The organism is uncultured Dubosiella sp. (assembly GCF_964018005.1).
Taxonomy (GTDB): Bacteria; Bacillota_I; Bacilli_A; order Erysipelotrichales; family Erysipelotrichaceae; genus Dubosiella; species Dubosiella muris.
The window spans coordinates 1-24,924 of record NZ_CAXHOA010000019.1; the positions used below are offsets into that span (position 1 = coordinate 1).

Consider the following 24,924-nt stretch of genomic DNA (forward strand, 5'->3'; position numbering starts at 1 on the left):
GCCAAGTATCATGAATGATACTTGGCCACACGTTTTTGGATGGAAGTCAACAAAAATAAGAAAATTATCTAAAAAAAGAGGGTACACTTTAAAATGTATCCTCTAAGACTGCCATTTCTTAACTAAATGACATTGCGCTGCTCGGCTCTTTTTTTTATTTGGCAAACAAAAAGGTGAAGCGTTATTTTGCTTCACCTTTTTTGCATGAAAGAGCGGAAATAAAAAAGCCGATGGGAACCCATCAGCTCATAGAGATTTCCAGCACGTGTTTTGACCATTGCTCAAGACTTTCTTTCGTATCGGGCCAGACAATCAATCCGGTTTCCTCGCACAAATCAAAAAAATCTTGCGAATGCTGGTTGAAGTTGACTAGAACCGCTTGCACGCCCGAAGCGTGAAGCTGATCCACGACTTGAGCCAAATCCTCGAAATTTGCCTCCTTGTCCGCTGTTTTTCCATCCGCCGGCAGTTTTAAGCCTTTTAAAGCCGTTGGCTGACCATTCAAAAACACTCCGAGATCCGGATGGAACGATAGATCCTTGATTCCAATCGTCGCTTCTTTGGCGGCGATCACGTTGCCGCCTTCCACCAGTCTCGCTTCCACGATATATAAATAAGGGTCGGCGATCCCGTTCCATAAATTTGGACGCTCGAGAGTCAGCGACAGCTTTGGCGACGCGCTGCACACGCTTGACACAATGCGGTTTTCATCGTCAAACAAGCGGACTTCGATCATGTGGTTTGACGTGTTGGCTGTCCACCCTGTTTCAATGGATAAAACCGCGTGATCCCCTTGCAAAACAGATGAAACTTCAAGACGGTTATTTTTCATACTCTTAAGAACTCCTTAATTAATCTAAAAACCATTGTAGAGGAAGCGGAGAGGATTCGACATTGCGAAAATTGAGATAGAGATTGTTGAAATTGCTATTCAGATAGAAAAATAACATCTTTTCACACAGTTTTGATTCTTTCTAAATCTTGCTTTAGCTTATAATAAAGAGGAATGGGGAATCGCGTTTTTATCAAAGCGACTTTCGCAAAAAACGCAATGTTCTCCACAAATTAAACAATTTTAAGAAATTGGCTTGCGACCTATACTAACAGTGTAATGAAAGCGCAACCAACAGGAGGTTTAAAAAGAATATTATGGAAATGACATTAAGATGGTATGGACCTGGACACGACACGATTTCGCTGGAGCAAATTCGACAGATTCCAGGCGTAACGGGCGTTATCACAACGCTGTATGATAAAATGCCAGGTGAACTGTGGACGCAAGAAGAAATTCACGACTTGAAACGTTATGTAGAAGAGCATGGACTGAATTTGTCAGGAATTGAATCGGTCAACGTGCATGATTCAATCAAAACCGGCGCACCGGACCGCGATAAATACATCGACGCCTACATTGAAACGTTGGAAAACTTAGGAAAAGAAGACATTCATTTGGTTTGCTACAACTTTATGCCTGTTTTCGACTGGACGCGTACCGAGCTTGCCCGGGTGTTGCCGGACGGTTCGACGGCGCTGGCCTATAACCAGACGACGGTTGACAACATGGATCCAGCCAACATGTTTGACTCGATTGCCGGGGATATGAATGGAACGGTTATGCCAGGATGGGAACCGGAACGGATGGAGAAAATCAAGGAACTCTTTGAAATGTACAAAGACATCGACGAGGAAAAACTGTTTGAAAATCTCGTTTACTTCCTTGAACGCATCATGCCGGTTTGCGACAAATACGACATCAACATGGCGATCCACCCGGATGATCCAGCTTGGCCGGTATTCGGACTGCCACGCATCATCACGAGCAAGGAAAAAATTCTTCGCGTGATGAAGGCGGTCGACAACAAGCACAACGGTGTGACATTCTGCGCGGGCTCGTACGGAACGAACATCAAAAACGATTTGCCGGAAATGATTCGCGCGCTCCCTGGCCGTATTCACTTCGCACACGTGCGCAACTTGAAATTCAACAGCTTCTCGCCGCTTGATTTCGAAGAAGCACCGCACCCAAGCCAATGCGGAACGTTCGACATGTATGAAATCGTCAAAGCGCTGCATGACATCAACTTTGACGGTCCGATCCGTCCAGACCATGGACGCATGATCTGGGGCGAAGTCGGCATGCCAGGATACGGATTGTACGACCGGGCGCTGGGCGCGACGTACATTCTCGGATTGTGGGAAGCCATTGAAAAAAACCAGAAATAATTGATCAAAAGCATTGAGTAAGAAAGAAGGCAAAATACGATGAAATTATCAAATACAGGATTAAAAGACCGTCAGCCTTGGATCGAAGCCGGATACGATCTTCCGACTTACGACCGCGAAGCGATGATCGCCAAAACAAAAGCGGAGCCAACCTGGATTCATTTTGGCGCCGGAAACTTGTTTAAAGCCTACCAGGCCAACGTAGTGGAAACCCTTTTGAACGAAGGCGTTTTGGACCGCGGACTGATCGCGGTGGAAGGATTTGACGAAGCGATTCTGCAAAACTTCCGCGACCACGACACGCTCGCGCTGCTCGCCACGCTCAAATCCGATGGAAACGTGCAAAAGACGGTCATCGGCTCGATTGCCGAGTCCGTTTTCCTCGATCCGAAAAACGAGGCGGAATTCGCCCGGATGAAGGAAATCTTCCGCGCTCCAAGCTTGCAGATGGCGTCGTTCACGATTACGGAAAAAGGCTACGCCCTCACCAACGCGGCAGGCGAAACGCTCGAACCAGTCAAAACCGATTTCGAGCAAGGACCAGCCATGCCGGTTTCCTACCTGGGAAAAGTGTGCGCTCTGCTTCTGGAACGCTACAACAACGGCAAGCTGCCAATCGCGATGGTCAGCATGGACAACTGCTCGCACAATGGCGAGAAACTGAAAAACGCGATCATGGCTTACGTCAAAGCATGGAACGAAAACGGCTTTGTCTCCGATGAATTCGTACAATATGTCGACGACGAGAACCAGGTAAGCTTCCCATGGTCGATGATTGACAAAATCACGCCTAGACCGGATGACAAAGTGAGCGAAATCTTCAAAAAAGACGGAGTCGAGGACATGGATCCAGTCAAGACATCGCGCGGATCATTTGTCGCGCCGTTTGTCAACGCGGAAGAAACCGAATACCTCGTCATCGAAGACCAGTTCCCGAACGGTCGTCCGGCGCTCGAAAAAGGCGGGCTGATTTTCACGGATCGCGAAACCGTCAACAAAGTGGAAACGATGAAAGTCACGACATGCTTGAATCCGCTGCATACGGCTCTGGCCGTGTTTGGATGCCTGCTCGACTACACGCTCATCAGCGCGGAAATGCAGGACGCCGATCTGGTTGGCTTGATCAAAGCCATCGGCTACAAAGAAGGACTGCCGGTTGTCATCAACCCGGGCATCCTGGATCCAAAAGAATTTATCGACACAGTCATCAACGTGCGGTTCCCGAACCCGTTCATGCCGGACGCTCCACAGCGAATCGCAACCGACACGTCGCAGAAATTAAGCGTTCGCTTTGGTGAAACAATCAAATCGTACGCGCAGGACGAAACGCTCGATCCAGCGAACCTGGAAGCCATTCCACTGGTGTTTGCGGGCTGGCTGCGCTACCTGATGCAAATCAACGACAACGGAAACCGGTTCGAAGCCAGCGCGGATCCGCTGCTTGACGAGCTGTATCCACTCGTATCCGGCATCCAGCTTGGCGATGTGGTCACCGTCGAAGATCTCAAGCCGATTTTGACGAACGCCAAAGTGTTTGGCATCGACTTGATCGAATACGGCATGGCCGACAAAGTCGTTGCACTGTTCAATCAAATGAACGCAAAAGAAGGCGCGATTCGTTCGACGCTCCACGAAGTGGTGGAAAAGGTGAGCAAATAATGAATAAAACTTTACAGCGATTCAACGAAATCGGGATCATCCCGGTCGTCGTTCTCGACCATAAGGAAGACGCCGCGCCACTAGCCAACGCCCTGTGCGAAGGCGGTCTTCCCGCCGCGGAAGTGACATTCCGCACCCGTGAAGCCGCCGCCTGCATCGAGGCGATGAAAGCCGCCCGTCCCGACATGCTCGTCGGCGCAGGTACGGTTTTGACGACAAAACAAGTCGACGAAGCCATCAACGCGGGCGCGCAGTTCATCGTTTCCCCCGGATTCGATGAGGAAGTTGTCAAATACTGCATCGAAAAAGACATTCCGGTCACACCGGGAACGTGCACGCCAACCGATGTCCAAAGAGCGTACCGCCTTGGACTCGATGTCGTGAAGTTCTTCCCGGCCGAGCCGGCAGGCGGTCTGGCGATGATCAAAGCGATCGCGGCGCCTTACAACATGATGAAATTCATGCCGACCGGCGGCATTTCCGAAAAGAACATGGATGCGTATTTGAAAGAGGACGTCATCCTGTGCATCGGCGGCAGCTGGATGGTGAAAAAGGACTTGATCGAGGCGAAAGCGTTCGATCAGATCGAAGAAATGACGCGGCAGGCAGTCAAAAAATTGAATGAGGTAAGAGGATAAAATGAAAAAAGTCATTACATTCGGAGAATTGATGCTCCGGCTCGCGCCGGCAGGCTACACGCGTTTCGTGCAGGCCGATAGCTTTGGCGCGACCTACGGCGGCGGCGAAGCCAACGTCGCGGTATCGCTGGCCAACTACGGCCACGACGCGCATTTCGTCAGCAAACTGCCAGCCCATGAAATCGGGCAGGCGGCGCTGAACTCACTGCGCAAATACGGCGTGAACACAAGCGACATCGTGCGCGGCGGCGAGCGTGTCGGCATTTACTACTTGGAAAAAGGCGCCAGCCAGCGTCCAAGCAAGGTCATTTACGACCGCAAAGACAGCGCGATCGCGAAAGCGAACCCGGAAGACTTCGACTGGGATCAAATTCTGGACGGGGCTGAATGGTTCCATACGACGGGCATCACGCCGGCGCTCAACGACGAGGTGGCGGCCATCACGTTGGAAGCGATGAAGAAATGCCATGAAAAAGGCATTCCGGTATCGTGCGACTTGAACTACCGCAACAAGCTGTGGAGCAAGGAAAAAGCCAACAAAGTGATGAGCGAGCTGGCGAAGTACATCGACGTGTGCATCGCCAACGAGGAGGACGCCAAAGACGTGTTTGGCATCGAAGCGGCGAACACGGACATCCATGGCGGCCAAATCAACCACGAAGGCTACAAAGACGTGGCCAAACAGCTGATGGACACGTTCGGCTTCCAGAAAGTGGCGATCACGCTGCGGGAAAGCATTAGCGCGAACCGGAACTTGTGGAGCGCGATGCTGTATGATGGCAACGAGTACTGCTTCTCGAAAAAATACGATTTGAACATCGTGGACCGCGTAGGCGGCGGGGACTCGTTTGGCGGCGGATTGATCCACGCCTTGATGGAAGGCAAAAACAGCCAGGACGCGATCGAGTTCGCGGTGGCGGCCAGCGCGCTGAAGCACTCGGTGGAAGGCGACTACAACCTGGTGTCGGTGGACGAGGTCGAAAAGCTCGCCCAGGGCGATGGTTCGGGACGCGTTCAGCGATAAGAAAACCGAAAAAAAACAAAAATACCAGCTCTAACGAGCTGGTTCTATTCTATGTTTTTCCCGGAACTCTTTCGGGGACATTCCATATTCTTTCACAAAGGCCCGGTAAAAGTTGGAGTAGTTTTTAAAACCGGCCTGTTCGCATGCTTTAGTGATGTCGGTGTCGGAAAGAATGGCGCCACACACTAAATCCAATCGTTTCTTAATGATATACTGATGAACCGACATCCCCACGTGGGACTTGAATAAATGCGAGATGTAGTATTTTGAAATATAAAAGGTTTGCGCCAGCGACTCGAGCGAGATGTCTTCGTCGATGTGCATTTTAATGTAGTTGAACAAGCTTTCCGCCAAACTTTGTCCTTCTTTTAATTCATAAGGATGGTCTTGTTCGTACAGCATTTGATTGATGGTGAGCAGCACGTCGCAGCAGCAAAGACGCTCCTGCACATGTTTGCCGAACTCGTCGTAATGCATGCTTTCCAAAAGGCGCAAGATCTTGGACTGGATGTTGTACGAAGTGATTCGGTCGAGGTGGTAATGGTAGCGTTTCTCGTGAACGACCGGTTTTTCCAAATAGCCAAAGCTTTGATCCAAGCCGACCATGCGTTTAAAAAACGGCTCGGAAATCCAAAGCGTGAAGCGACGATACGGGGTTTTGCTCGTGTCGATGTGGGAATAATGGAAAATTCCGGGAGGGACGATGACCAAATCCCCCGGCTCGAGTCGATACGTCGAATCGCCGACAACGGTCGTTACGCTCCCTTCCAGAAAAAAAAGAATCTCGTAATAATCATGTTTATGCGTGCTAACCCGGTGAAGATTGTTGTCCGTATAGTAATACAATTCAAAATCCGGCTCGATCATATTTTGCCGCTGGTTAAATTCAGTTCGAAGTTTTTCTTTCATAACCCTATCTTATCAAAAAGACGGGATGAATATCATTAAGGTGCACACATGAGGTAAAAAAGTGAAAAAAGCAAGTGAAGAAATCAAAATATACCACAACGAGAACGGGCCGACGATCACGACGGTCGACCAGCCGGTTCTTGAAGCCGACGGGTTGTTTTTTAAAGACCTGGACGGCAGCGGCGAGTTAAAAGTCTTTTCCGACTGGCGCAAAAGCCCGGAAGAAAGAGCGCAGGCGCTCGTTGACGACATGTCCGTAGAGGAAAAGATCGGCCAGTTGTTCGTGACGAGCCGCAACCCGTTCACAAAGGAAATCGGCCAGCTGGAAAAAAGAATGGCCAAAGAAAAAGGCGTTGATCCGGAAAGCATCGTGAAGGTATCCGATGAAACAGGTCTGCTTGATGAGAACACGCTGGAAAACGCGTCGATTTTCGCCGGATACACGATTCCGGGCACGACGCAGTCGATCCGGGAAGACAAGATGCGCAACTACATTTTGCGTGACAACCCGCAGCCGGACCACTTGACGGACTGGTTGAACGAGCTGCAAAAAACAGCCGAAAACAACGGGCATTTCATCCCGGTTATGGTAACGACCAACTCCCGTAACGAAAACGGAAAAGTCGTGTTCGGTATGAACGACGCGGTTGGCGTGTTCCCGGCATGGCCTGGCACGCTTGGTATCGCGGCGGCGGTGCTTGGCGCCAACGACACGGGCATCGTCAAGGAATTTGGCGAGGCAATCCGCCACGAATGGAACGCGGCCGGTTTGCGTAAAGGCTACATGTACATGGCCGATGTTGTGACGGACCCAAGATGGCAGCGAATTTACGGTACATTTGGCGAAAATCCGGAACTGATCGCGAAGATTTTCGAAGCCCTTGTACCAGCGGTGCAGGGCGGCGAGAACGGCGTGACGACGGATGGCGTGGCGCTGACGGTAAAACACTGGCCGGGTGGCGGCGCGCGTGAAAACGGCTTCGACCCGCACTACAAAGAAGGGCAGTGGAACGTGTACGCGACGGAAGACTCGCTGACAAACTACCACACGAAAGGGTTCATTCCGGCCATCGCGCACAACGTGGCGTCGATCATGCCATACTACGCGAAGCCGTGCAAGGAGAAATCGGCGGCGCAGCATGGATTGAACGGCGAGGAGATCACATGGACTCCGGTTGGATTCGCGTTCAACCACTATATGATCCAGGAGCTTTTGCGCGATCAGTTTGGTTTCAAAGGCTACATCAACTCGGATTCGGGTATCATTGACAACATGAGCTGGGGCGTGGAAGCGCTCGACCGGCCGGAGCGGGTGGCGCTGGCCATCAACAACGGCGTCGACTTGATTTCGGAATCATATGGTGTTGAACTGGCAAAAGAGGCATACGCCCGCCGCACAAACGGCTACTACGACACGCACGCCATTCCGGAAGGCTACACGCTCAAGCAAATCACGCTGGATGACGCGGCTATTTCCAGAGCGGCAAAGCGCACGCTGACGGAGAAGTTCGCGTTGGGCATGTTCGAAGATTCGTACCGCGATCCGAAAGAGTCGAAGGCGGCCATTTCGGAAAGCGAGGACTGGGAAAAGGCGATGGAAGTACACCGCCAGTCGGTTGTCCTTCTGAAAAACAACGGCGTCCTGCCGCTGGAAACGGAAGGCAAGAGCGTCTATGTCGAAGGCTTCGACCAGACGGAAAAAGCGAGCGAGGCGTGGACGAAGGCTCTGCGCGAAGAGCTGGCCAAGGAAAACGTGACGCTGACAGACGACTATACGAAAGCGGACGTGGCGATCCTTATGGTTTCGCCACAGTCCGGAAACTACTTTACGGCGACGAAAGGCTTGCTGGAAATCGACCTTTGCGAAAACAAAGTCGTAGCCGACTTTAGCGAGGAAGGTTTGCCTCTGGAAACGACGCACGAGGAAACGACGGCGGCCGGCATCGGACGCGTGAAGGAAATCAGCGAGAACATCCACGCGCGCGGCGGAAAAGTCGTGGGAACGATCAACATCACGATGCCTTGGATCGTACAAAACCTCGAGCCGTATTGCGATGTGCTGATGGCTGGTTTCGACACGTACACGAAAGCGTACTACGACGTGCTGTTCGGCCGGTTCGCGCCGGTTGGCAAGCTGCCGATGACGCTGCCGAAAAACGACGAAGTCATCGCGGTCAATGAAAAAGGCGTATGCATCACGCCAAACGACTTGCCAGGCTACGAGAAGGACAAGTACCTTCCGGATGCCTTGAAAGACGAAAACGGCAAAGGCTACGCCTACAAGGACGCGGCCGGAAACTACTACGAGTACGGTTTCGGTTTGACGCTGTAGTCGATACAATACAACAAAATAAGCAAAGAAATGGTGGATAGACAATCCACCTTTTTTTGTTAATTAGCCACAGTTATATACTGATGCAATAATCGTTGCAAATTTATGACATATATAAAAAGTTAAAAAAGAATTGACAAAATAAAACAAAGACAGTTAAAATTACGGTATAAAATTAAATGAATTGTAGGAAACCTACAATCAGAAAGGAAAATTGAGTATGGGAAACATGAAAAAACTGACCGGCGCGGCCCTGGCGCTGACGATGTTGTTGGGAGGCACGCCGATCTGGGCGCAGACCGATGACAGCTCGACAAGTACGGATGTGGACAAATCCCCGACCATTACCGATTTGAAGCAGAACACGCCATACGGAACCGGAACTACAGTAGTGGATGCCGATGGAATGGAAACAACGACTCTTTTATTCAAAAAAGATGTTTCTGAAAAGATGTATGAGGAGTTACAAAAGCCAAACGCGGTAAGAGACATTATCGAAAAGGCGGGATTTGATGTCCCGAAAGACGCGAATGTTGTTTTGCTTGGCGCCGGAGACTATGAGAGTTATGTTCAGAAACTTCCTGCAAATCGTCCTGTCGGCGTTGGATCGACCAGTGCCGAAAAAGTGGATCTTCCGGAAGGCGGCATGGACTTCGAGTTTAACGTATGGCCGCAATATCAGGAACTTTGGAAAGGCTTGAAGGCCGGTGACACCATTTATGTCATGCACCAGTTGAAGAACGGCGCCTGGGAAGTCATGGAAGCCACACTGGAAGAAACTGAAGGAGAAGCGGCCATTGATACGTAAAAAGGCTTGAAGTTCAAACTTCATTTAGATAGTCTTTCCCCGATCGCGTTCGTCAAAGTCATGTCCGATGGCACCGTTGTGAAACTTGACAAAGATGAAGTGGAAAAACCAGCGGATTCGTTGGCCGGTTCCACAAAAACCACGGGTGCCAAAAAACTTGTTTCTGTGAAGAAATCGCCAAATACCGGTTTCTAAAATCAATGTTCGAAATCATCTACCGTTAAGACCTTGGTTGTCGTCAAGGTCTTTTTGGTTGCTTGTTGTGTGAAGAAAGAAAGGGAAGAGAACGATGTTGTTTCCAAGTGAGATTTTTTTGTTTCTTTTTCTGCCGCTTGTTCTCGTCCTGTACTTTGGACCGCTGCGAAACAAGCCGCAAGGAAAGAACTGGCTTTTGTTGGCGGCCAGTTTGCTGTTTTACGCGTACGGCGAACCCGTGTTCGTGCTGTTGATGCTCGTCATGATCGGGATTCATTACGGGGCTGGCTGGCTCGTATGGAAGATCCGGACCCGACGGTTGAATCTTTCGCCGCGTCTTGTCATCTTTTTGACTGTCGTGCTTGACCTGCTTATTTTAGGCTACTTTAAATACGCGGATTTTCTCATCGGCAATTTGAACAATGCGCTTGGATGGAATTTGGAATTGACCGGCAACCGTATTCCGGTCGGGATCTCCTTTTTCACGTTTCAAGCCATTTCGTTTGTCGTAGACATGGCGAGGGATCCCAAGCCGAAAAAGCCGCTCATCCAGGATACGGCGCTGTACATCTCGTTTTTTCCTCAGCTCATCGCCGGGCCAATCGTGCGCTACAACACGGTCGCCGAAGAAATTCGCAAACGCCATGAAAACCTCGACGACTTCGCCCGCGGCGTGAACCGCTTCATCATCGGCTTGGGGAAAAAGGTGCTGCTCGCCAACCAGTTCGCCGTCGTCGCCGATGCCGCGTTCACAACCAACGCCGTCAATTCCGTTTTGATGTTCTGGCTAGGCGCGTTTTCCTATACCCTCCAAATCTTTTACGACTTTGCCGGGTATTCGGACATGGCTATCGGACTGGGCTGGATGTTTGGCTTCCACTTTGAGGAAAACTTCAACTATCCGTACTTGTCCCGCTCGGTTTCGGAGTTCTGGCGCCGCTGGCACATGTCGCTCCAGACGTGGTTTCGCGACTACGTGTACATTCCGCTAGGGGGCTCGCGCGTCAAGACCCGCTCCCGGCTCGTGTTCAACTTATTTGTCGTCTGGCTGCTCACCGGCATCTGGCATGGCGCCAACTGGACCTTCATTTGCTGGGGACTCATGTACTTCCTGCTTTTGCTGCTGGAACGCTTTACGAACATCCAGCAGCGGCTCGGCAAGTTTTCCTGGCTGTACACGTTTTTGTTCGTCATGCTCGGCTGGGTGCTTTTTCGAAGCGACTCCATCACCCAGGCCATCCACTATTTAGGCGGGATGGTCGGCATCGGCGCGAAAGGCTTTATGGGCGAGGCGTTCGTGCAGTATTTGCGCCAGTACGGCATTTGGTACGTGGCCGGCATCGTGTGCTGCTGTCCGGTCTTTCCTGTTATTGAACGGGCGTTCCGCAAAAAGCCGGCCTACCAGCTCGTCGCGGGACTGGCCACGCTGGCCATTTTCGCCGTCAGTGTCCTGTACATCTTTTCCAACGCGTACAACCCGTTTATATACTTTAACTTTTAGAAGGGAAAACAGAAAATGAATCCAACGAAGAAAAAGAAACTCCGAAAACGAAGCACACCGGGCGAGCGCATCGTCAGCCTTTGTTTTTGCGTGTCCATCGTGTCGCTTGGCGCGTTCACCCTCGTCAAACAGGGCCTTTCCATCTTCGCGCCCGCGGCGGAAAAGAGCGCGGTCGTCGCCGGACACGAGATGGAACAAGCCAAAAAGGAGGAAGAGAAGGGAGAAGGCGCCAACGGCATGCAAAAGTTTTTAAACGGCTTTTCCGAAAACATTCCCGGCAAAGAGGAGGGCGCCAAATTCACGACGAAGCTGACGAATGCCTTTTCCGGCAACACATTCATCGAATCGACCCGCGTACTCCTTGGCAAGGACGGCTGGCTTTTCTACAAAGCGACCGACGACGGCGATCCGGTCTCAGATTTTCAAGGTGTCAACCGGTATGCCGAAAGCGACATGGCCGCCATCGCCGCCAAGCTGTGCGCCGAACGCGACGCCATCGAAGCCAAAGGCGTGCAGTTCGGTATCCTGTCCATTCCGAACAAAGCCAGCGTGTATCCTGAACTCATGCCCGCCACGATCATGCGCGACAACGACGTTTCGCGCACCGACGAGCTGTTCGACTATTTGGCAAAAAACACCGACTTGCGCGTCGTCAACGCCAAAAATTCGCTGATGGACGAGCGACAAAACCATCAGCTTTACTACTCGACCGACACGCATTTTAACGCCATTGGCGAGTTTGTGACCGCCATGGATGTCCTGAAACTGTTCGGCCAGCCCGCCGACTCGCTCAAAAACGTGAAGTTCAACGAGCTCTACAACAACTACGCCGGCGATCTCGCTCTGCTTTGCGACATGCAGTCCGAATTTGCCCAGGACACGTTTTACGAGCTTGATCCGTCCAGTGAAAATCCCGAAGTCAAGTCCACGAAAAACGTTTTGATTATCGGGGACTCGTTTGGCGAACGGCTTGTCAACACGCTCGACGAGTATTATGGCGACGTGACGTACGTGAACATCTGGTCGTTCACCCCGGATATGATCGACGAGCTGCATCCCGACATCGTGCTGTGGGAGTGCGCCGAACGCTACACCGACCGCTTGAACTGGGTATCGCTGATTTAACCATCCATTCGACTTTGGCTTCGCCAAGGTCGTTTTTTCTTTTTCGATCGAGTGAATATAATGTTATACTGAAAGATAAGAAAGAAAGTTTCACCCATAGAAAGAGAGAAACCAGTGATGAGAGTGATGCCTTATTCTTTATATGACCGCCTGCTTCCATGTTTGACGCGAAACGCCGATTCCAATCAGGCCATCGCGATGTACGTGCTCAAGCATTTGTCCGAAATTCCGACGTGCTCGATTTTTCAGCTCGCCAAACAAAGCCACGTGTCGCCATCGTCCGTATCGCGATTCGTGCAAAAGATCGGCTTCGAGGACTACACTGAATTTCGCGACTACGTGGAAGAGGAACTTGGACGCAACGATGTTTACAGCTTCAGCCATCCTGTCGAGAACCGGCCGTTTTCGCCTCCCTATTCGCGAGAGCAGCTCACCGCGTTTTTTCAAACGCTTCCCGCCATGCTGGAACACGCGTTTTCCACCCAAACGTGCCGGATGATCGAAACGTTGTGCCAGACGATGAAAGCGAAGCCAAACGTGTACTTTCTTGGGTTGCGCAGCATGCGGATGGTGATGGAGCACATCGCCAACGAGCTCATGCCCTTCGGGCTGGTTGTCACGATGATTGGCGAACCCGGGGAAATCACGACGCCAAGGGAAACGAACGCGCTTGTGCTCTTCTCCATGCACGGCCACTATTTCCGGCTCAAGCCGCCCCAAAAGAAGCAAGAGCTGATCGAAAAAAGCGACGCGGTCTTTGTGATTTCGCAAACCGGAAACGCCCAGGGGCTGCCGCTCATCCGGCTTGGCAAGTGCGCGACGTCGTGGGCGGACTCGATTGTTTGGACCTTGCTTGCCGAACAAGTCGTTTACACGTATAAATTTCTGACATAATATTCTATTTCAACTTATGAAACATGGCTGATTTTCCGCTTTTTTCCTCTATAATGAAGGCGTGAAAGCGCTAACACGTAATAAAGGGAGAAAGAGGATAAAACTATGAATGCTCGATTTTTTAAGCTGCTGGCAAGCGCCGCGCTGGCCTTGTCTTTGACGGCTTGTTCGAACACGGCCGAAACGCCGAAAGAGGAAGCGCCAAAAGCCGAGGAGCTTGTGCGCGCCACCGAGTACGGCAAGGTCAAAGGCGTCGAGGAAAACGGCGTCGAAGCGTATTACGGCATCCCGTATGGAAAGGAACCGGTCGGCGACTTGCGATGGAAAGCGCCACAGGATCCGGACAAATGGGACGATGTGAAAGACGCGACGCAAAAAGAGGAGGTGGCGATGCAGTCGGCCGCCACGACCAATGAAAAGGGAGAAACCGTTGTGGAGGCGACCGGCTCAACCGACTGCCTGAATTTGGATGTCTACACTACAGAAGACGCCAAAGACAAGCCGGTACTCGTATACATCCATGGCGGCAATAACCAGACTGGCAGCTCGTTTGAAATCCCGGGCTTCGACATGGTCGAAACCGACGATCTTGTGTATGTTTCCGTCAACTACCGGCTTGGATTGCTTGGGTTCAACAACCTGCCGGCGCTGCTGGACGACGAAAACAACACCGGCAACTTCACGATGCTCGATTTGGCCAAGGCGCTTGCCTGGGTCAAGGACAACATCGCCAACTTTGGCGGCGATCCAAACAACGTGACCGTGTCGGGATTTAGCGCGGGCGGCCGCGACGTCATGGCCATGCTCATTTCGCCAACGTTCGAAGGCTTGTTCGATAAAGCCATCGCGTTCTCGGGCGGCATGACGATTGCCGAGGAAGACGCGTCCATCCAAAAAATCGCCGAGACGATCGCGCCGCTCGTTGTCGAGGACAAGGAAGCCGACAATGAGGAAGAGGCGGCGAAGTGGCTCATGAGCGATGACGAGAAAGTCCGCGACTACTTGTATTCGATTGATTCCGAACGACTCGTGAAGCTGTTTCCGAACGCCGGCATCCGCATGGCGAAGTTCCCGCACTTGTACAACGATGGCGTCGTCATTCCGAAGGAAGGCTTCGACAGCGACTACGTCAACGACGTGCCGGTCATGATGGTTACCGGTTCCGAGGAGTTTACGATGTTTGGCGGCTTCGATCCATCCATCGAAAAAATGAAGGATCCAAACGCGGCGCGTGCGTTTATCGCGCAGTATGGCGGTGACTTCTACCGGATTTTCAACACGCAGCTGTCGGCCGAAAAGATGAGCGATACGTACAAGTCGAACATCTACTTGTGCCAGATCAACTATGGCGACCGCAACTCGGATCATCCGATCGAGGCACTCGGCTCGTTCCACGGCATTTTCGTGCCGGCCATCTCGCCGACCCAAAACAACTACGCGGAAAGCTACGATTTCACCGAAGCGGGCTATGTGGCGATGGCCAAGGACTTCAACGAGTATTTGGCAAGCTTCGTCAAAGACGGCACGCCGGTGAGCGCAAACGCGGGCGTGGAATGGACTCCATGGACCGCCAAAGATCCGATGACGCTCGTGCTCGACGCCAAAGGGGACAAAGCGGTTGTGAAGATGGAAGACGTGTCGACGACCAACGAGGAAATCATCGAGGCAATCGAGAGCGACAAGCTGGATGACGCCGACAAACAAACGATCGTTTCCACGATTATGAACGGCCGCTGGTTCTCGAGTGATCTCGACGAACATTTTAAAACACCAAGTCTTTGGTAAATCAAATTTGTGTTAGCGCGAAAGATGCCGAACGGCATCTTTTTTCTTATAATGAGAAAAAACGGAGGAGATCTATGCATTTCATAACAATTATGGGCCTGTTGTGGCTCGTCTCCATCGGGGTGTTTTGGGGTGTCATGAAATACAAGCCCCGGACATTGTGGAGCGGTTTTTCCTTTTTTTGGATGCTCGTATTTAGCGGGCTGCTCGTGGTGACCATCGGATTCCGGTATTCGGATTGGATCGTACGCCACCAGGTGCTGTTTATGGCGTTGAGCGTTTTGCTTGGTGTCGTCGTGCTCGGACTGCTGTTTTTTCCATTCGCGGTCATTCTCACCTTTTTTGTCCAAGGCATCCGCATTTTGTTTAAAGAAGGATTTCGATGGAGCAACTTTCTGTCGCTGGCGTTCGCGTTCGGACTTCTTGTTTACGTCGTCGCGTTTCCATTGGCTTTTTCCGGCGCGAGCAGTCCGGCCGGCGTCCTGGTTTACGGGGCGGTTGGCATGGCTGTCACGTATTTGCTCAGCGTGCTGACGATTTTTTGTTTTTCCGCGATGCTCAATCTCATCCATTGGAAAAAGCGGCACGATCTGGATGCGATCATCGTGCTTGGCGCGGGCATTTTGCAGGAAAAAGTGACGCCGCTTTTAGCGAGCCGCATCGACCTGGGCATCAAGCTGCTTTACGAAAATCCCCATGCCGTTTTGATTTTGTCGGGCGGACAGGGCGAGGGGGAAACGATTTCCGAAAGCGAGGCGATGTATGCTTATTGCGTGGAACGAGGCGTCGATCCCAACCGGATGCGCCAGGAGTCAAATTCCAGAAACACCGAACAAAATCTGGCGTTTTCCTACGCGCTCATCGACGATCCGAAGGCGAACATCGCGATTGTGACAACCCGCTACCATGTGTTCCGCGCCCTCGCCCTTGCCCGCAGAGCCGGTGTCGACTGCGTGGGATACGGTTCGAAGACGAAGTGGTATTTTACGTTGAACGCCTTGCTTCGCGAATTCGTCGGGTATTTGGCCCTGACGTGGCGCAGCCATTTGCGCATGCTGGCCGTTTTGGAAATCCCGTTTCTTCTTGTGTTTTTGATGGCGGGACTCTTCAACTGAGCCGCACAAGAGATTTCGCTCCAACGAGGGGATCTCTTTTTTTTTTGCGTCAATTTTTGCACATTATAAAAATTGTTTTACAATCACTTAACTAAACGGACAAAAGCCGCTTTAAACCGCTTACATTGCGTTTGTTTATGTACTTATATTGCAAAACATGTGCACAATTTTTGCAATATGCATGACAAAAAACGCAGTATTCAATTCGGGCAAATTCTAGTATTGTATCTCATGTGCTCGTCGTGTTAGCGCTTTCAAAAGGGACGCGAAGTCTGGCTTTCTTTTGAAGACGTTAACCAAAGCGGGCCGGGAAACATAGAAAAGGAGATTCAAAATATGATCAATGTTTCAGATGCGAAAGCAAAAGCGGCGCTTCGTCAGGAAGAAGAGCGCGCCGCGCATAGACCTTTTGGCTGGAAAGATAAAATCGCCTACATGTGCGGGGATTTCGGAAACGATTTCTTCTTCATTTTGGCATCCAGCTTCTTGATGGTGTTTTATACAAACGTTCTTGGAATTCCGGGCGCTTTAGTCGGTACGCTGTTTTTGGTGAGCCGCTGCGTGGACGCCTTCACCGACATCGGGATGGGACGGATCGTGGACCGCAGCCAGCCAACGGCCGCAGGGCGGTATCGTCCATGGATCAAACGGATGATGATTCCTGTCGTGACGGCCGGCGTTTTGATGTTCGTGCCTTGGGTGGCCAACCTGCCTTACGGCGTGCGTGTCGCCTACATCTTTATTACTTACATTCTTTGGGGAAGTTTCTGCTATACGGGTATCAACATTCCGTACGGCTCGATGGCTTCGGCCATTACCGACAAACCGGGTGAGCGCGCGATGCTTTCGACATTCCGTTCGATTGGCGCGTCCCTGGCGGGTATGTTTGTCGGATCGCTGACGCCGTTGTTCGTGTATACGACGGATGCGGCTGGCAACCAGGTGCTGCAAGGCAACCGCGTCTTCATCGTGGCGTGCGTATTCGCCCTTCTGGCGCTCATCTGCTATACGATTTGCTATAAGTGGTCGACCGAGCGAATTATCGTGGACAATTCGAGCCAGAAACAGCTGTCCGCAAAAGACCTTGTGAAGGCTCTCGCAACGAACCGCGCCCTGCTTTCCATGATCGCGGCTGCCATCGTTTCGCTGCTTTCCATGCTTTTGGCGCAGTCGATGAATATGTACTTGTACATGGATTACTTTAAAAACATCGGCGCGATGTCCGTTGCCGGTATGATGATGACGGTTTGCACGCTTTTGCTTGCGCCATTCTCCGGAAAGATCGCCGCGAAATTTGGCAAGAAGGAAGCGTCCGCGGTCGGACTGCTGTTCTCGGCTGCCATTTACGCCTTCTTGTTTATCGCCCGCATTCAAAACGCGTGGGTATACTGTGGAATTCTGCTGTTCGCCAATTTGGGATCGGGAATTTTCAACTTGATGCTGTGGGCGTTCATTTCCGACGTCATCGACTACCAGACGGTGCAGACAGGTTCTTGCGATGGCGGAACGGTGTATGGTGTATACTCGTTCTCGCGTAAGATCGGCCAGGCGCTTGCCGGCGGATTGGGCGGTTTTGTGATCAGCGCGATTGGCTATCAGGTAAGCACAGGACAAGCCATCGTGCAAAGCGCCTCGGTAACGAACGCGATTTACTCGGTCACGACGGGCGTACCAGCCATTGGCTTTGTGATCATTGCACTGATTTTGATCTTCTGGTACCCGCTTTCGAAAAAGAAAATGGCGGAAATCAAAACTAAGCTTGACGCGATGAATAAGGAAGTTTAAGGAAGTCATTTATAAATGCCGCGGATCCTCATACAAGGGTCCGCTTTTTTTACAGATTGTTAAAATTGTTTTAGATCGCTTAAAGTAAAAAGATAAACAAATATAAAAACCACGAAGAAAAGGCGGGATTCAACGTATAAGTATATATATTTAATAATTACTTAATGAACAAGAAACGCAAACAGAATCGCAAGAAACGTAGTATGTTTAAAGTTTCACAAGTGATATTCTAAATGTGTTAACGATGTTAGGGCTTTCACAAAGAGAAAGAGGGGTTCCTTTGTGAATTTGCTTCAATTAAAAATGAAAAGGAGAATATAAATTATGCTGAATGTTTCAGATGCGAAAACAAAAGCTGTGCTCCAGCAGGAAGAAGAAGCGGCTCAAAAGCCATTCGGATTGAAAGACAAAATCGCCTACATGTGTGGAGATTTCGGAAACGATTTCTTCTTCATTATGGCGTCCAGCTTTTTGATGGTATTTTACACTAACGTATTGGGAATTCCGGGCGCGCTGGTCGGAACGCTGTTTTTAGTAAGCCGGTGTGTGGACGCGTTCACCGACATCGGTATGGGCCGTATCGTCGACCGCAGCAAGCCGACAGCGGAAGGACGCTACCGTCCGTGGATCAAGCGCATGATGCTGCCAGTCGTGACAGCGGGCGTGCTGCTGTTCGTGCCTTGGGTGGCGGAACTGCCATATGGCGTGCGCGTAGCGTACATCTTCATCACATACATTCTTTGGGGAAGCTTCTGCTATACAGGCATCAACATTCCGTATGGTTCGATGGCTTCGGCAATCACCGACAAGCCGGCAGAGCGTACGATGCTTTCGACATTCCGCTCGATTGGAGCCGCGCTGGCCGGTATGATCGTCGGTTCGGTGACGCCGCTCTTTATTTACACGACGGACGCGGCTGGCAACCAGATCCTGCAAGGCGACCGCGTGTTCATGGTGGCTTGCGTATTCGCCATCCTGGCGCTGATCTGCTACATGATTTGCTACAAGTGGTCGACTGAGCGAATCATCGTGGACAACGCGGATCAAAAACAGCTGTCCGCGAAAGAGCTTGTCAAAGCGCTTGCGACAAACCGCGCGCTTGTTTCGATTATCGTGGCGGCAATCGCGTTGCTGCTCGCGATGCTCATGACGCAGTCGATGAACATGTACTTGTACATGGACTACTTCAAAAACATCGGCGCGATGTCCGTTGCCGGCTTGCTCGGAACGGCGTGCACGCTGCTGCTCGCTCCGTTTTCCGGCTGGATCACGGTAAAATTTGGCAAGAAAGAAGCGTCCGCAGCCGGACTGCTGTTCTCGGCCGCGATTTACGCCATCTTGTTTTTCTCGAAAATCACGAACGCCTGGGTATACTGCGCGTTCCTGCTGCTGGCCAACCTGGGCTCCGGTTTGTTCAACCTGATGATTTGGGCGTTCATCTCCGACATCATCGACTACCAGACGGTACAGACCGGCTCTTGCGATGGCGGTACGATTTACGGTGTATACTCGTTCTCGCGTAAAATCGGGCAGGCGCTTGCCGGCGGACTGGGCGGATTTGTGATCAGCGCCATCGGTTATCAGGTCAGCACGGGCGGACAGGCCATCGTGCAAACCAAGGAAGTCACAGACGCGATCTACGCCGTGACAACCGGCGTGCCAGCCGTTGGATACGCCTTGATCGCATTGATTTTGATCTTCTGGTACCCGCTTTCGAAAAAGAAAGTGGCCGAAGTCAAAGCGAAACTTGACGAAATGAACAAGGAAGTCGAAGAAAGCCTTTCTTAATCCAAATGAATTTGCACCCGCTTCGGCGGGTGTTTTTTATATATACTTATAATATTTATGGATAAAACGATGAATTCGAACAATTTTTCTGTGTTTTGCGATATGATTGTTTCAACAAGGAAGAGATAGGAGGGGATTCTTTATGAACAAACACAAACCAAGCAGGAACAGGATGAGGAAAGGACGGGATGGATGATGGCATTTCCGTTTGCGGCAACATCAAGACCATCCTTTATTCGCGAGGATGTGGTATTGTATGGATGGAAGAAAAACTCGCTTTCCGAAAGTCTGGATAGCACCGAGTACCGGGCGGCGTACGACGCGGCGTGCAAGCGGTTGTTGTCGGAAAAACCGGTTTTGGCCCGGATCGTGAAAGCGTGTATTCCGGAATTTAAGGACATTGATGTCAAGGACATCGAGTCGTTCTATATCGAAGGGACGCCCTATGTAAGCGCCGTCCCTTTGCGTCGGGACACGTCGCGGATCGTTGGGATGAACACGGAAGACGCGAGCGTTTTGGAAGGAACGGCCGCTTTCGATATTTTGTTTCATGTGCTGCTTCCAAAAAGCCGAGAGAGAGTCAAGGTCTTTGTCGATCTGGAAGCGCAAAACAAGTTTTATCCGGGCTATCCGCTGGAATCGCGGATGGTGTACAACATGTGCCGGATGGTTTCGCGTCAGTATGGCACGGAGTTCAAAAACTCGCGCTATGGAGAGATCAAAAAATGCTATTCGATTTGGATCTGCAACGATCCGGCGCAGGAATGTGCGAACAGTATGAACCATTACCATATAACGGAAGAACGCGTGGCTGGGAACATGAAAAGAAACCCGGAAAACTACGATTTGATTTCGGGAATCCTGATTACGCTGGGCGGTGAAAAGCGGGAAAGGTACGAAGGGATTTTCAAGATGCTGGATGTTTTATTGTCGAACACGATGGAAGCAGCCGACAAGAAAAGGATCCTGGAGGAAGAGTACAAGATCCCAATGACGGAGAAATTCAATAAGGAGGTAGAGGATATGTGCAATTTGAGCATGGGCGTGTATGAGTCTGGGCATGTGGATGGATATGAGAAAGCTATGTTCGCCACAGCTCGCCGGATGTTAAAGCGCAATCGGTTGACGATTGAAGAAATCGCGGAAGATACCGGGCTTTCAGTCGAGAAGGTCCAGGCTTTGAAGAAAGAAATGGAGCAATCGGAATATCACAGCAAAGCAATCCAATAAGAAGGGGAAAGATATGTGCAATTTGAGCATGGGCGTGTATGAGTCCGGACATGTGGATGGGTATGAAGAATGCGCGTTAGCCATAGCTCGCCGGATGTTAAAGCGCAATCGGTTGACGATTGAAGAAATCGCGGAAGATACCGGACTTTCGATCGAGGTTGTGCAGGCTTTGAAAAAAGAAATAGAATAAGGAGTATCGAATCGCTCGTCGCTTGGCGGGCGATTTTTTACGTCATCAAAAAAGACCGTCGTCTTAACGGTCTTATCGCCGGGGAGGTTGTGGATTTCCAAAACCGCCTTGCGGTCCCGGTCCTTCCTGCACGTTTCCAATCGTGTTGACGCCTTGCGACAACGTCACCGATTCACCAAGCACCGAAAGCGAGTCGCCAGTCTGGAACTGTCCATCGTATACGAGCAGCACTTCGAAAGCGTGCGTCGGCGTAAACGAAAGCAGGGATTTTCCGTTTTGCTCAATTTGCACGTTCGAACCCGCGTTTTGCGGCAAGCCGGCCATCAGCGAAGGGAATTCGCTATTCAGTGTTTCCACCATGCCCGCATATCCGGTCGCGACTAGCGTGCCGCCCGTAAACGAGCCTTCCTGGTCGAAGTCGAGCGCGAAATCGCCGCCGCTTTCTGGGCCATACACGAAGGTCGTGCCACCCGATACCCGCAGCGAGCCATTTGAATCCAGACCATCACCATTGGCCGTCACGCTCGTCTGTCCGCCCGTGATTTCAATGAGACAATCCGAAGACGACTGGGAAAACGGATCCATGCCACCTGTATCTTTTCCGTCTGGATCGCTGGCGTTGATGCCATCGTCTGCGGCCGTGATCGTCGTGTTGCCGCCATGGATCGACACCGTCTGGCCTTCGATGCCTTCCTGCGCGCTGTCAATCGTCAGCGTGCCACCGTTTACGACGACCGGGCCAGTCGCGTGCAAGCCGTCACCTTGCGCGTTCAGCGTCAGCGTCCCGCCCTCGATCGAGATGGAGCCAAGCTCGCCATCCTTGTTTTTCGTGGACGCGATGGCGTGGTCGCCCGATTCCACGTTGATTGCGCCATCCTGGACCGTTACGCCATCCTTTCCCTTGATGCCGTCATTGGCGCACGAAATGGCGTACGTCCCCGACTCAATTGTGATCGTGTCTTTGGAAAACACGCCATGATCGGCCGCGCCCTCGATCGCCAGCGATCCTTCTCCCTTCAACACAAGCGGGCAGTCCGCATAAATGGCCGCCTTCGCGTCCTCCTCTGAACTGGATCCGCCCGTCGCGGAACGCACGATCGAATCGCTCTTTAAGACGATGGTCGCGCTTTTCGCGTTTTGGATCGTAATCGAATCCACATCCGCGTCCTCCAGCGTGACCGTCACATCGCCCTCGCTGTCGATAACGACCGGTTCTTCCACGATGCCGGAAAGGGTGCGGCTGTTCGCGGATGCGGTTTCGTTCGATGAGGGTTGTTCCGCCGTTGTCTGGCTTTCGGTTGCCGGCGCGGCGCATCCAGCCAGGGCGAGCAGCGCGATCAACCCGAACTTTTTCATAGCGATTCCTCCATCGCCACGGCGGTGTACAAGGAAATCGGCAGGTTGCCGTTGCATACGCGCAAGTCGTCGATCAGCGCTTTGGACGCCACGTTCTTTTTTAAATCGACTTCGTATTCCGCCTCGAACAACGAGCCCAGGTTGCTCGTCTTCAGGCGCCGCAAGGAAAACGACGTCGTGTACTCGCGCAGCACCGAATCGAACACGTCCACCGACTCGATCGTTTCCGGCATTGTGATTTTCAGCGTTTTACGCCTTGCCGGCGTTTCGCCAAAGCGGGAAAGATGGAGGACAACGGACAGCGCGCTCATCGCGGCCGTAAAAAACAAGGCGAAGCCGATTTGTCCCATACCGGTCGCCAGGCCAACCGCCATCGCTAAAAAGATCGTCGACATTTCCTTGCTTGTGCCCGGGGTGCTGCGAAAGCGGACGAGCGAGAACGCCCCCATGATCGCAACACCCGTGCCAAGATTTCCGTTGACGAGTAGGATAATCGTCTGGATGATGGCCGGCAACAGGACGATGGACGAAATGAAACTTTTCGAATACGTGTTTTTAATCGTATACGCGCCGGCAATCACGAAGCCGCAAAACAAAGACGCGGCCAGACACGTCGCGAACTGTGTGACAGTCAGCGCGTTGGAATCAATGAAACTGGTGAACATACACCCTCCTTTGCTAAATAACGGGAATAAATCATGCCATATTTGGAGCATGAACATGGAAAGATTTTCAGCGCGCTTAGAATTTGGCCAAGCCACAACGGAATGGCGTTCTTTGTTTTGATTTCCATAATGATTTTTTCCTGTTCAAACAAAAGCCGTTCCGTGTCGTGAGGAAGAAAATCAAGCGCGTCGCATTGAAACCGGACACGAGCGTCAAACGTGATGCGCAAGTTGGGGTCGTCCGTTGAAACGAACGCCTGCCGGTCGTAGCTGATCGCGACTTTTGGAAGCGCGTGCGTGGTGTTTAAAAACCACTCGATCTCGCGCTGGATTTGCCGGATGGGCGCGTGCGTAAGCATCCGCCGCTTGTACACGGTTTTTCCCACTTTCTTTTTCAGTTCGATGAATACGTACGGCGAGCCCTCGTATTGGCGCATCCGCAGCTTTTCCTTGTAGCCAGGCTTTGACAAAGAATGGCGGATCATCGCTATGTCGTCCGTATCGTAATACACGTTTCGCACGACATAGCGTCCGTACCGGTCTTCCTGCAGACGGCCGCGCAAAGCGTGCATGAGCTGCTGAAAGGCGTTTGGAGAAAGAATGTATTTTTGCTCGTAGCGCTGAAAAATCGTTTCCATGGCTGTACTGTAAGCCAAAAACCTTAAACGGAACTGAAAAAAGCGCCAGTTTTCAAAATTACTGACGCGTGGAGTTGACGATTTTACGGATCCGGGTAAAGTACTCCGGATTCGAATCGGTTTTGATGGCGTACAACGTGAACAGCGTGTCGATGAGCATGAGATGGGAAATGCTGCTCGAAATGGCTTCCGGCCGGTATTTCGTTTCCTCGCTGACGCAAAAGAGGAAGACATCGCATTTACGGGTGAGCGGCGCCGAGGCGCTGCTCGTCACGACGATCGTCGGCACTTTGTTTTCGCGCAAAATATCCGCGATGCGTAAAATATCCTTGTTGCGCCCCGTATGGGAAATGACAAGCGCGCAGTCTTGCGGCGTCAACGTGCCCGACAGCATCAGCTGCATGTGGTAGTCGGCGAAAAAACGGGTATCGAGCGATGTGCGCAAAAAACGCTGGCATGCCGCCTCGCCCATGATTTTGGAGGCGCCCAGTCCGAAGATGCCGCATTTTCTCGCGTTCGTCAAGATGGCGAGCGCCCGCGTCAAAGAGTCCTCGTTCAAAATGGCCAGCGTCGACGACAAGGAGCTGATGCCGTTTTGAAACGACGCCTTGGCGATGTTCATGATCGAGTCGGTTTCGTCGATTTCAGGAAAAAACACCTCTTTCGTATTTTCCTGCGTGTCGGCGAGCATCAGCCGCATTTCCTGATAGTTGTTGAAGCCGACGCGTTTGGTGAAACGCGAGATGGCGGAAGGGGAAACGTCGATGGCTTTGGCGAGCTCCTGAATGCTTAAATAGCACGTGTTGGCGTCGGCGTCTTTTAAATAGTCCGCGATTTTCCGCTCGGTCGGGGACATGTCTGGATAGATGGAATCGAGACGGCTGTAAAATTCTTTATTCATGATTTTGACTTCCTTTTCCGTTTTGAAAAATTTTTTCTTTTTTTTAATTCCATTGAATTATATTTTCGTCTTTTCATCGCAAAACGTTGAATATATGAAAATAATTTTTATATTAGAATTTTAACCCGAAAAACCCGTTTCGTCTATCGAAATAATTGAAAAA

The 24,924-nt window shown here is 51.3% G+C and carries 21 protein-coding genes; 15 read left to right on the plus strand and 6 right to left on the minus strand.

The window, feature by feature from the left end; all coding sequences use genetic code 11:
* Positions 1 to 241 precede the first annotated feature (241 nt).
* Positions 242 to 832, minus strand: a complete 591-nt coding sequence (locus ABNS49_RS11450) for a hypothetical protein (RefSeq protein ID WP_135980972.1) — start codon at positions 830 to 832, stop codon at positions 242 to 244.
* Between the two features lie 323 nt (positions 833 to 1,155).
* On the opposite strand from ABNS49_RS11450, the gene uxuA reads away from it, so the two are divergent.
* The 4 genes from uxuA to ABNS49_RS11470 are packed head-to-tail and all read left to right on the plus strand — an operon-like array spanning position 1,156 to position 5,544.
* Positions 1,156 to 2,223, plus strand: coding sequence for a mannonate dehydratase (gene uxuA / locus ABNS49_RS11455; protein ID WP_277820850.1), 1,068 nt, complete (start codon positions 1,156 to 1,158; stop codon positions 2,221 to 2,223).
* Between the two features lie 39 nt (positions 2,224 to 2,262).
* On the plus strand, positions 2,263 to 3,882 hold the full coding sequence (locus ABNS49_RS11460) for a mannitol dehydrogenase family protein (RefSeq protein ID WP_288343612.1): 1,620 nt from the start codon (positions 2,263 to 2,265) through the stop codon (positions 3,880 to 3,882).
* Positions 3,882 to 4,520 carry a bifunctional 4-hydroxy-2-oxoglutarate aldolase/2-dehydro-3-deoxy-phosphogluconate aldolase gene (locus ABNS49_RS11465; protein WP_348688195.1) on the plus strand — a complete coding sequence of 213 codons (639 nt, stop codon included), beginning with the start codon at positions 3,882 to 3,884 and terminating at the stop codon, positions 4,518 to 4,520. Before ABNS49_RS11460 ends, ABNS49_RS11465 begins: the two co-directional genes overlap by 1 nt.
* A 1-nt stretch (position 4,521) precedes the next feature.
* Entirely contained in the window at positions 4,522 to 5,544 is a 1,023-nt protein-coding gene (locus tag ABNS49_RS11470) for a sugar kinase (RefSeq protein ID WP_135979796.1), read from the plus strand.
* Positions 5,545 to 5,574: 30 nt separating this feature from the next.
* On the opposite strand, the gene ABNS49_RS11475 is transcribed toward ABNS49_RS11470, so the two are convergent.
* Positions 5,575 to 6,453 carry an AraC family transcriptional regulator gene (locus ABNS49_RS11475; RefSeq protein WP_135980967.1) on the minus strand — a complete coding sequence of 293 codons (879 nt, stop codon included), beginning with the start codon at positions 6,451 to 6,453 and terminating at the stop codon, positions 5,575 to 5,577.
* 61 nt (positions 6,454 to 6,514) lie between these two features.
* On the opposite strand from ABNS49_RS11475, the gene ABNS49_RS11480 reads away from it, so the two are divergent.
* The 11 genes from ABNS49_RS11480 (at position 6,515) to ABNS49_RS11530 (ending at position 21,201) form a co-directional block, all read left to right on the plus strand.
* Positions 6,515 to 8,785 (plus strand): glycoside hydrolase family 3 N-terminal domain-containing protein, encoded by a 2,271-nt coding sequence (locus tag ABNS49_RS11480; RefSeq protein WP_135980966.1) that lies wholly within the window; start codon positions 6,515 to 6,517, stop codon positions 8,783 to 8,785.
* 220 nt (positions 8,786 to 9,005) lie between these two features.
* Positions 9,006 to 9,593: a hypothetical protein gene (locus tag ABNS49_RS11485; protein WP_348688196.1), complete on the plus strand. Its 588-nt coding sequence runs from the start codon at positions 9,006 to 9,008 to the stop codon at positions 9,591 to 9,593.
* Between the two features lie 289 nt (positions 9,594 to 9,882).
* Positions 9,883 to 11,289, plus strand: a complete 1,407-nt coding sequence (locus tag ABNS49_RS11490) for an MBOAT family O-acyltransferase (protein WP_290092313.1) — start codon at positions 9,883 to 9,885, stop codon at positions 11,287 to 11,289.
* Between the two features lie 15 nt (positions 11,290 to 11,304).
* On the plus strand, positions 11,305 to 12,414 hold the full coding sequence (locus ABNS49_RS11495) for a hypothetical protein (protein WP_290092314.1): 1,110 nt from the start codon (positions 11,305 to 11,307) through the stop codon (positions 12,412 to 12,414).
* 117 nt (positions 12,415 to 12,531) lie between these two features.
* A complete protein-coding gene (locus ABNS49_RS11500; RefSeq protein WP_289197528.1) occupies positions 12,532 to 13,308 on the plus strand; it encodes a hypothetical protein in 777 nt (258 codons plus the stop codon).
* Positions 13,309 to 13,413: 105 nt separating this feature from the next.
* Positions 13,414 to 15,093: a carboxylesterase family protein gene (locus ABNS49_RS11505; protein ID WP_290092315.1), complete on the plus strand. Its 1,680-nt coding sequence runs from the start codon at positions 13,414 to 13,416 to the stop codon at positions 15,091 to 15,093.
* 74 nt (positions 15,094 to 15,167) lie between these two features.
* The gene (locus ABNS49_RS11510; RefSeq protein ID WP_290092316.1) at positions 15,168 to 16,208 is read left to right on the plus strand and encodes an ElyC/SanA/YdcF family protein; all 1,041 of its coding nucleotides are present in this window, start codon (positions 15,168 to 15,170) and stop codon (positions 16,206 to 16,208) included.
* A 336-nt stretch (positions 16,209 to 16,544) separates the two neighbouring features.
* On the plus strand, positions 16,545 to 17,993 hold the full coding sequence (locus tag ABNS49_RS11515; protein WP_289184016.1) for a glycoside-pentoside-hexuronide (GPH):cation symporter: 1,449 nt from the start codon (positions 16,545 to 16,547) through the stop codon (positions 17,991 to 17,993).
* A gap of 324 nt (positions 17,994 to 18,317) precedes the next feature.
* Positions 18,318 to 19,781, plus strand: coding sequence for a glycoside-pentoside-hexuronide (GPH):cation symporter (locus ABNS49_RS11520; RefSeq protein ID WP_290092317.1), 1,464 nt, complete (start codon positions 18,318 to 18,320; stop codon positions 19,779 to 19,781).
* 192 nt (positions 19,782 to 19,973) lie between these two features.
* Positions 19,974 to 21,011 (plus strand): hypothetical protein, encoded by a 1,038-nt coding sequence (locus ABNS49_RS11525; RefSeq protein WP_304963905.1) that lies wholly within the window; start codon positions 19,974 to 19,976, stop codon positions 21,009 to 21,011.
* A 13-nt stretch (positions 21,012 to 21,024) separates the two neighbouring features.
* Positions 21,025 to 21,201: a hypothetical protein gene (locus ABNS49_RS11530; protein WP_290092389.1), complete on the plus strand. Its 177-nt coding sequence runs from the start codon at positions 21,025 to 21,027 to the stop codon at positions 21,199 to 21,201.
* 72 nt (positions 21,202 to 21,273) lie between these two features.
* Here the strand turns inward: ABNS49_RS11530 and ABNS49_RS11535 are convergent, their stop codons facing one another.
* The 4 genes from ABNS49_RS11535 to ABNS49_RS11550 are packed head-to-tail and all read right to left on the minus strand — an operon-like array spanning position 21,274 to position 24,761.
* Positions 21,274 to 22,557 carry a carbohydrate-binding domain-containing protein gene (locus tag ABNS49_RS11535; protein ID WP_290092390.1) on the minus strand — a complete coding sequence of 428 codons (1,284 nt, stop codon included), beginning with the start codon at positions 22,555 to 22,557 and terminating at the stop codon, positions 21,274 to 21,276.
* Positions 22,554 to 23,222, minus strand: a complete 669-nt coding sequence (locus ABNS49_RS11540; protein ID WP_289183345.1) for a DUF4956 domain-containing protein — start codon at positions 23,220 to 23,222, stop codon at positions 22,554 to 22,556. Before ABNS49_RS11540 ends, ABNS49_RS11535 begins: the two co-directional genes overlap by 4 nt.
* Entirely contained in the window at positions 23,189 to 23,860 is a 672-nt protein-coding gene (locus tag ABNS49_RS11545) for a polyphosphate polymerase domain-containing protein (protein WP_290092391.1), read from the minus strand. The genes ABNS49_RS11540 and ABNS49_RS11545 overlap by 34 nt, the downstream gene beginning before the upstream one ends.
* Positions 23,861 to 23,918: 58 nt before the next feature.
* Positions 23,919 to 24,761 carry a MurR/RpiR family transcriptional regulator gene (locus ABNS49_RS11550; RefSeq protein WP_288342830.1) on the minus strand — a complete coding sequence of 281 codons (843 nt, stop codon included), beginning with the start codon at positions 24,759 to 24,761 and terminating at the stop codon, positions 23,919 to 23,921.
* Positions 24,762 to 24,924: the final 163 nt, after the last annotated feature.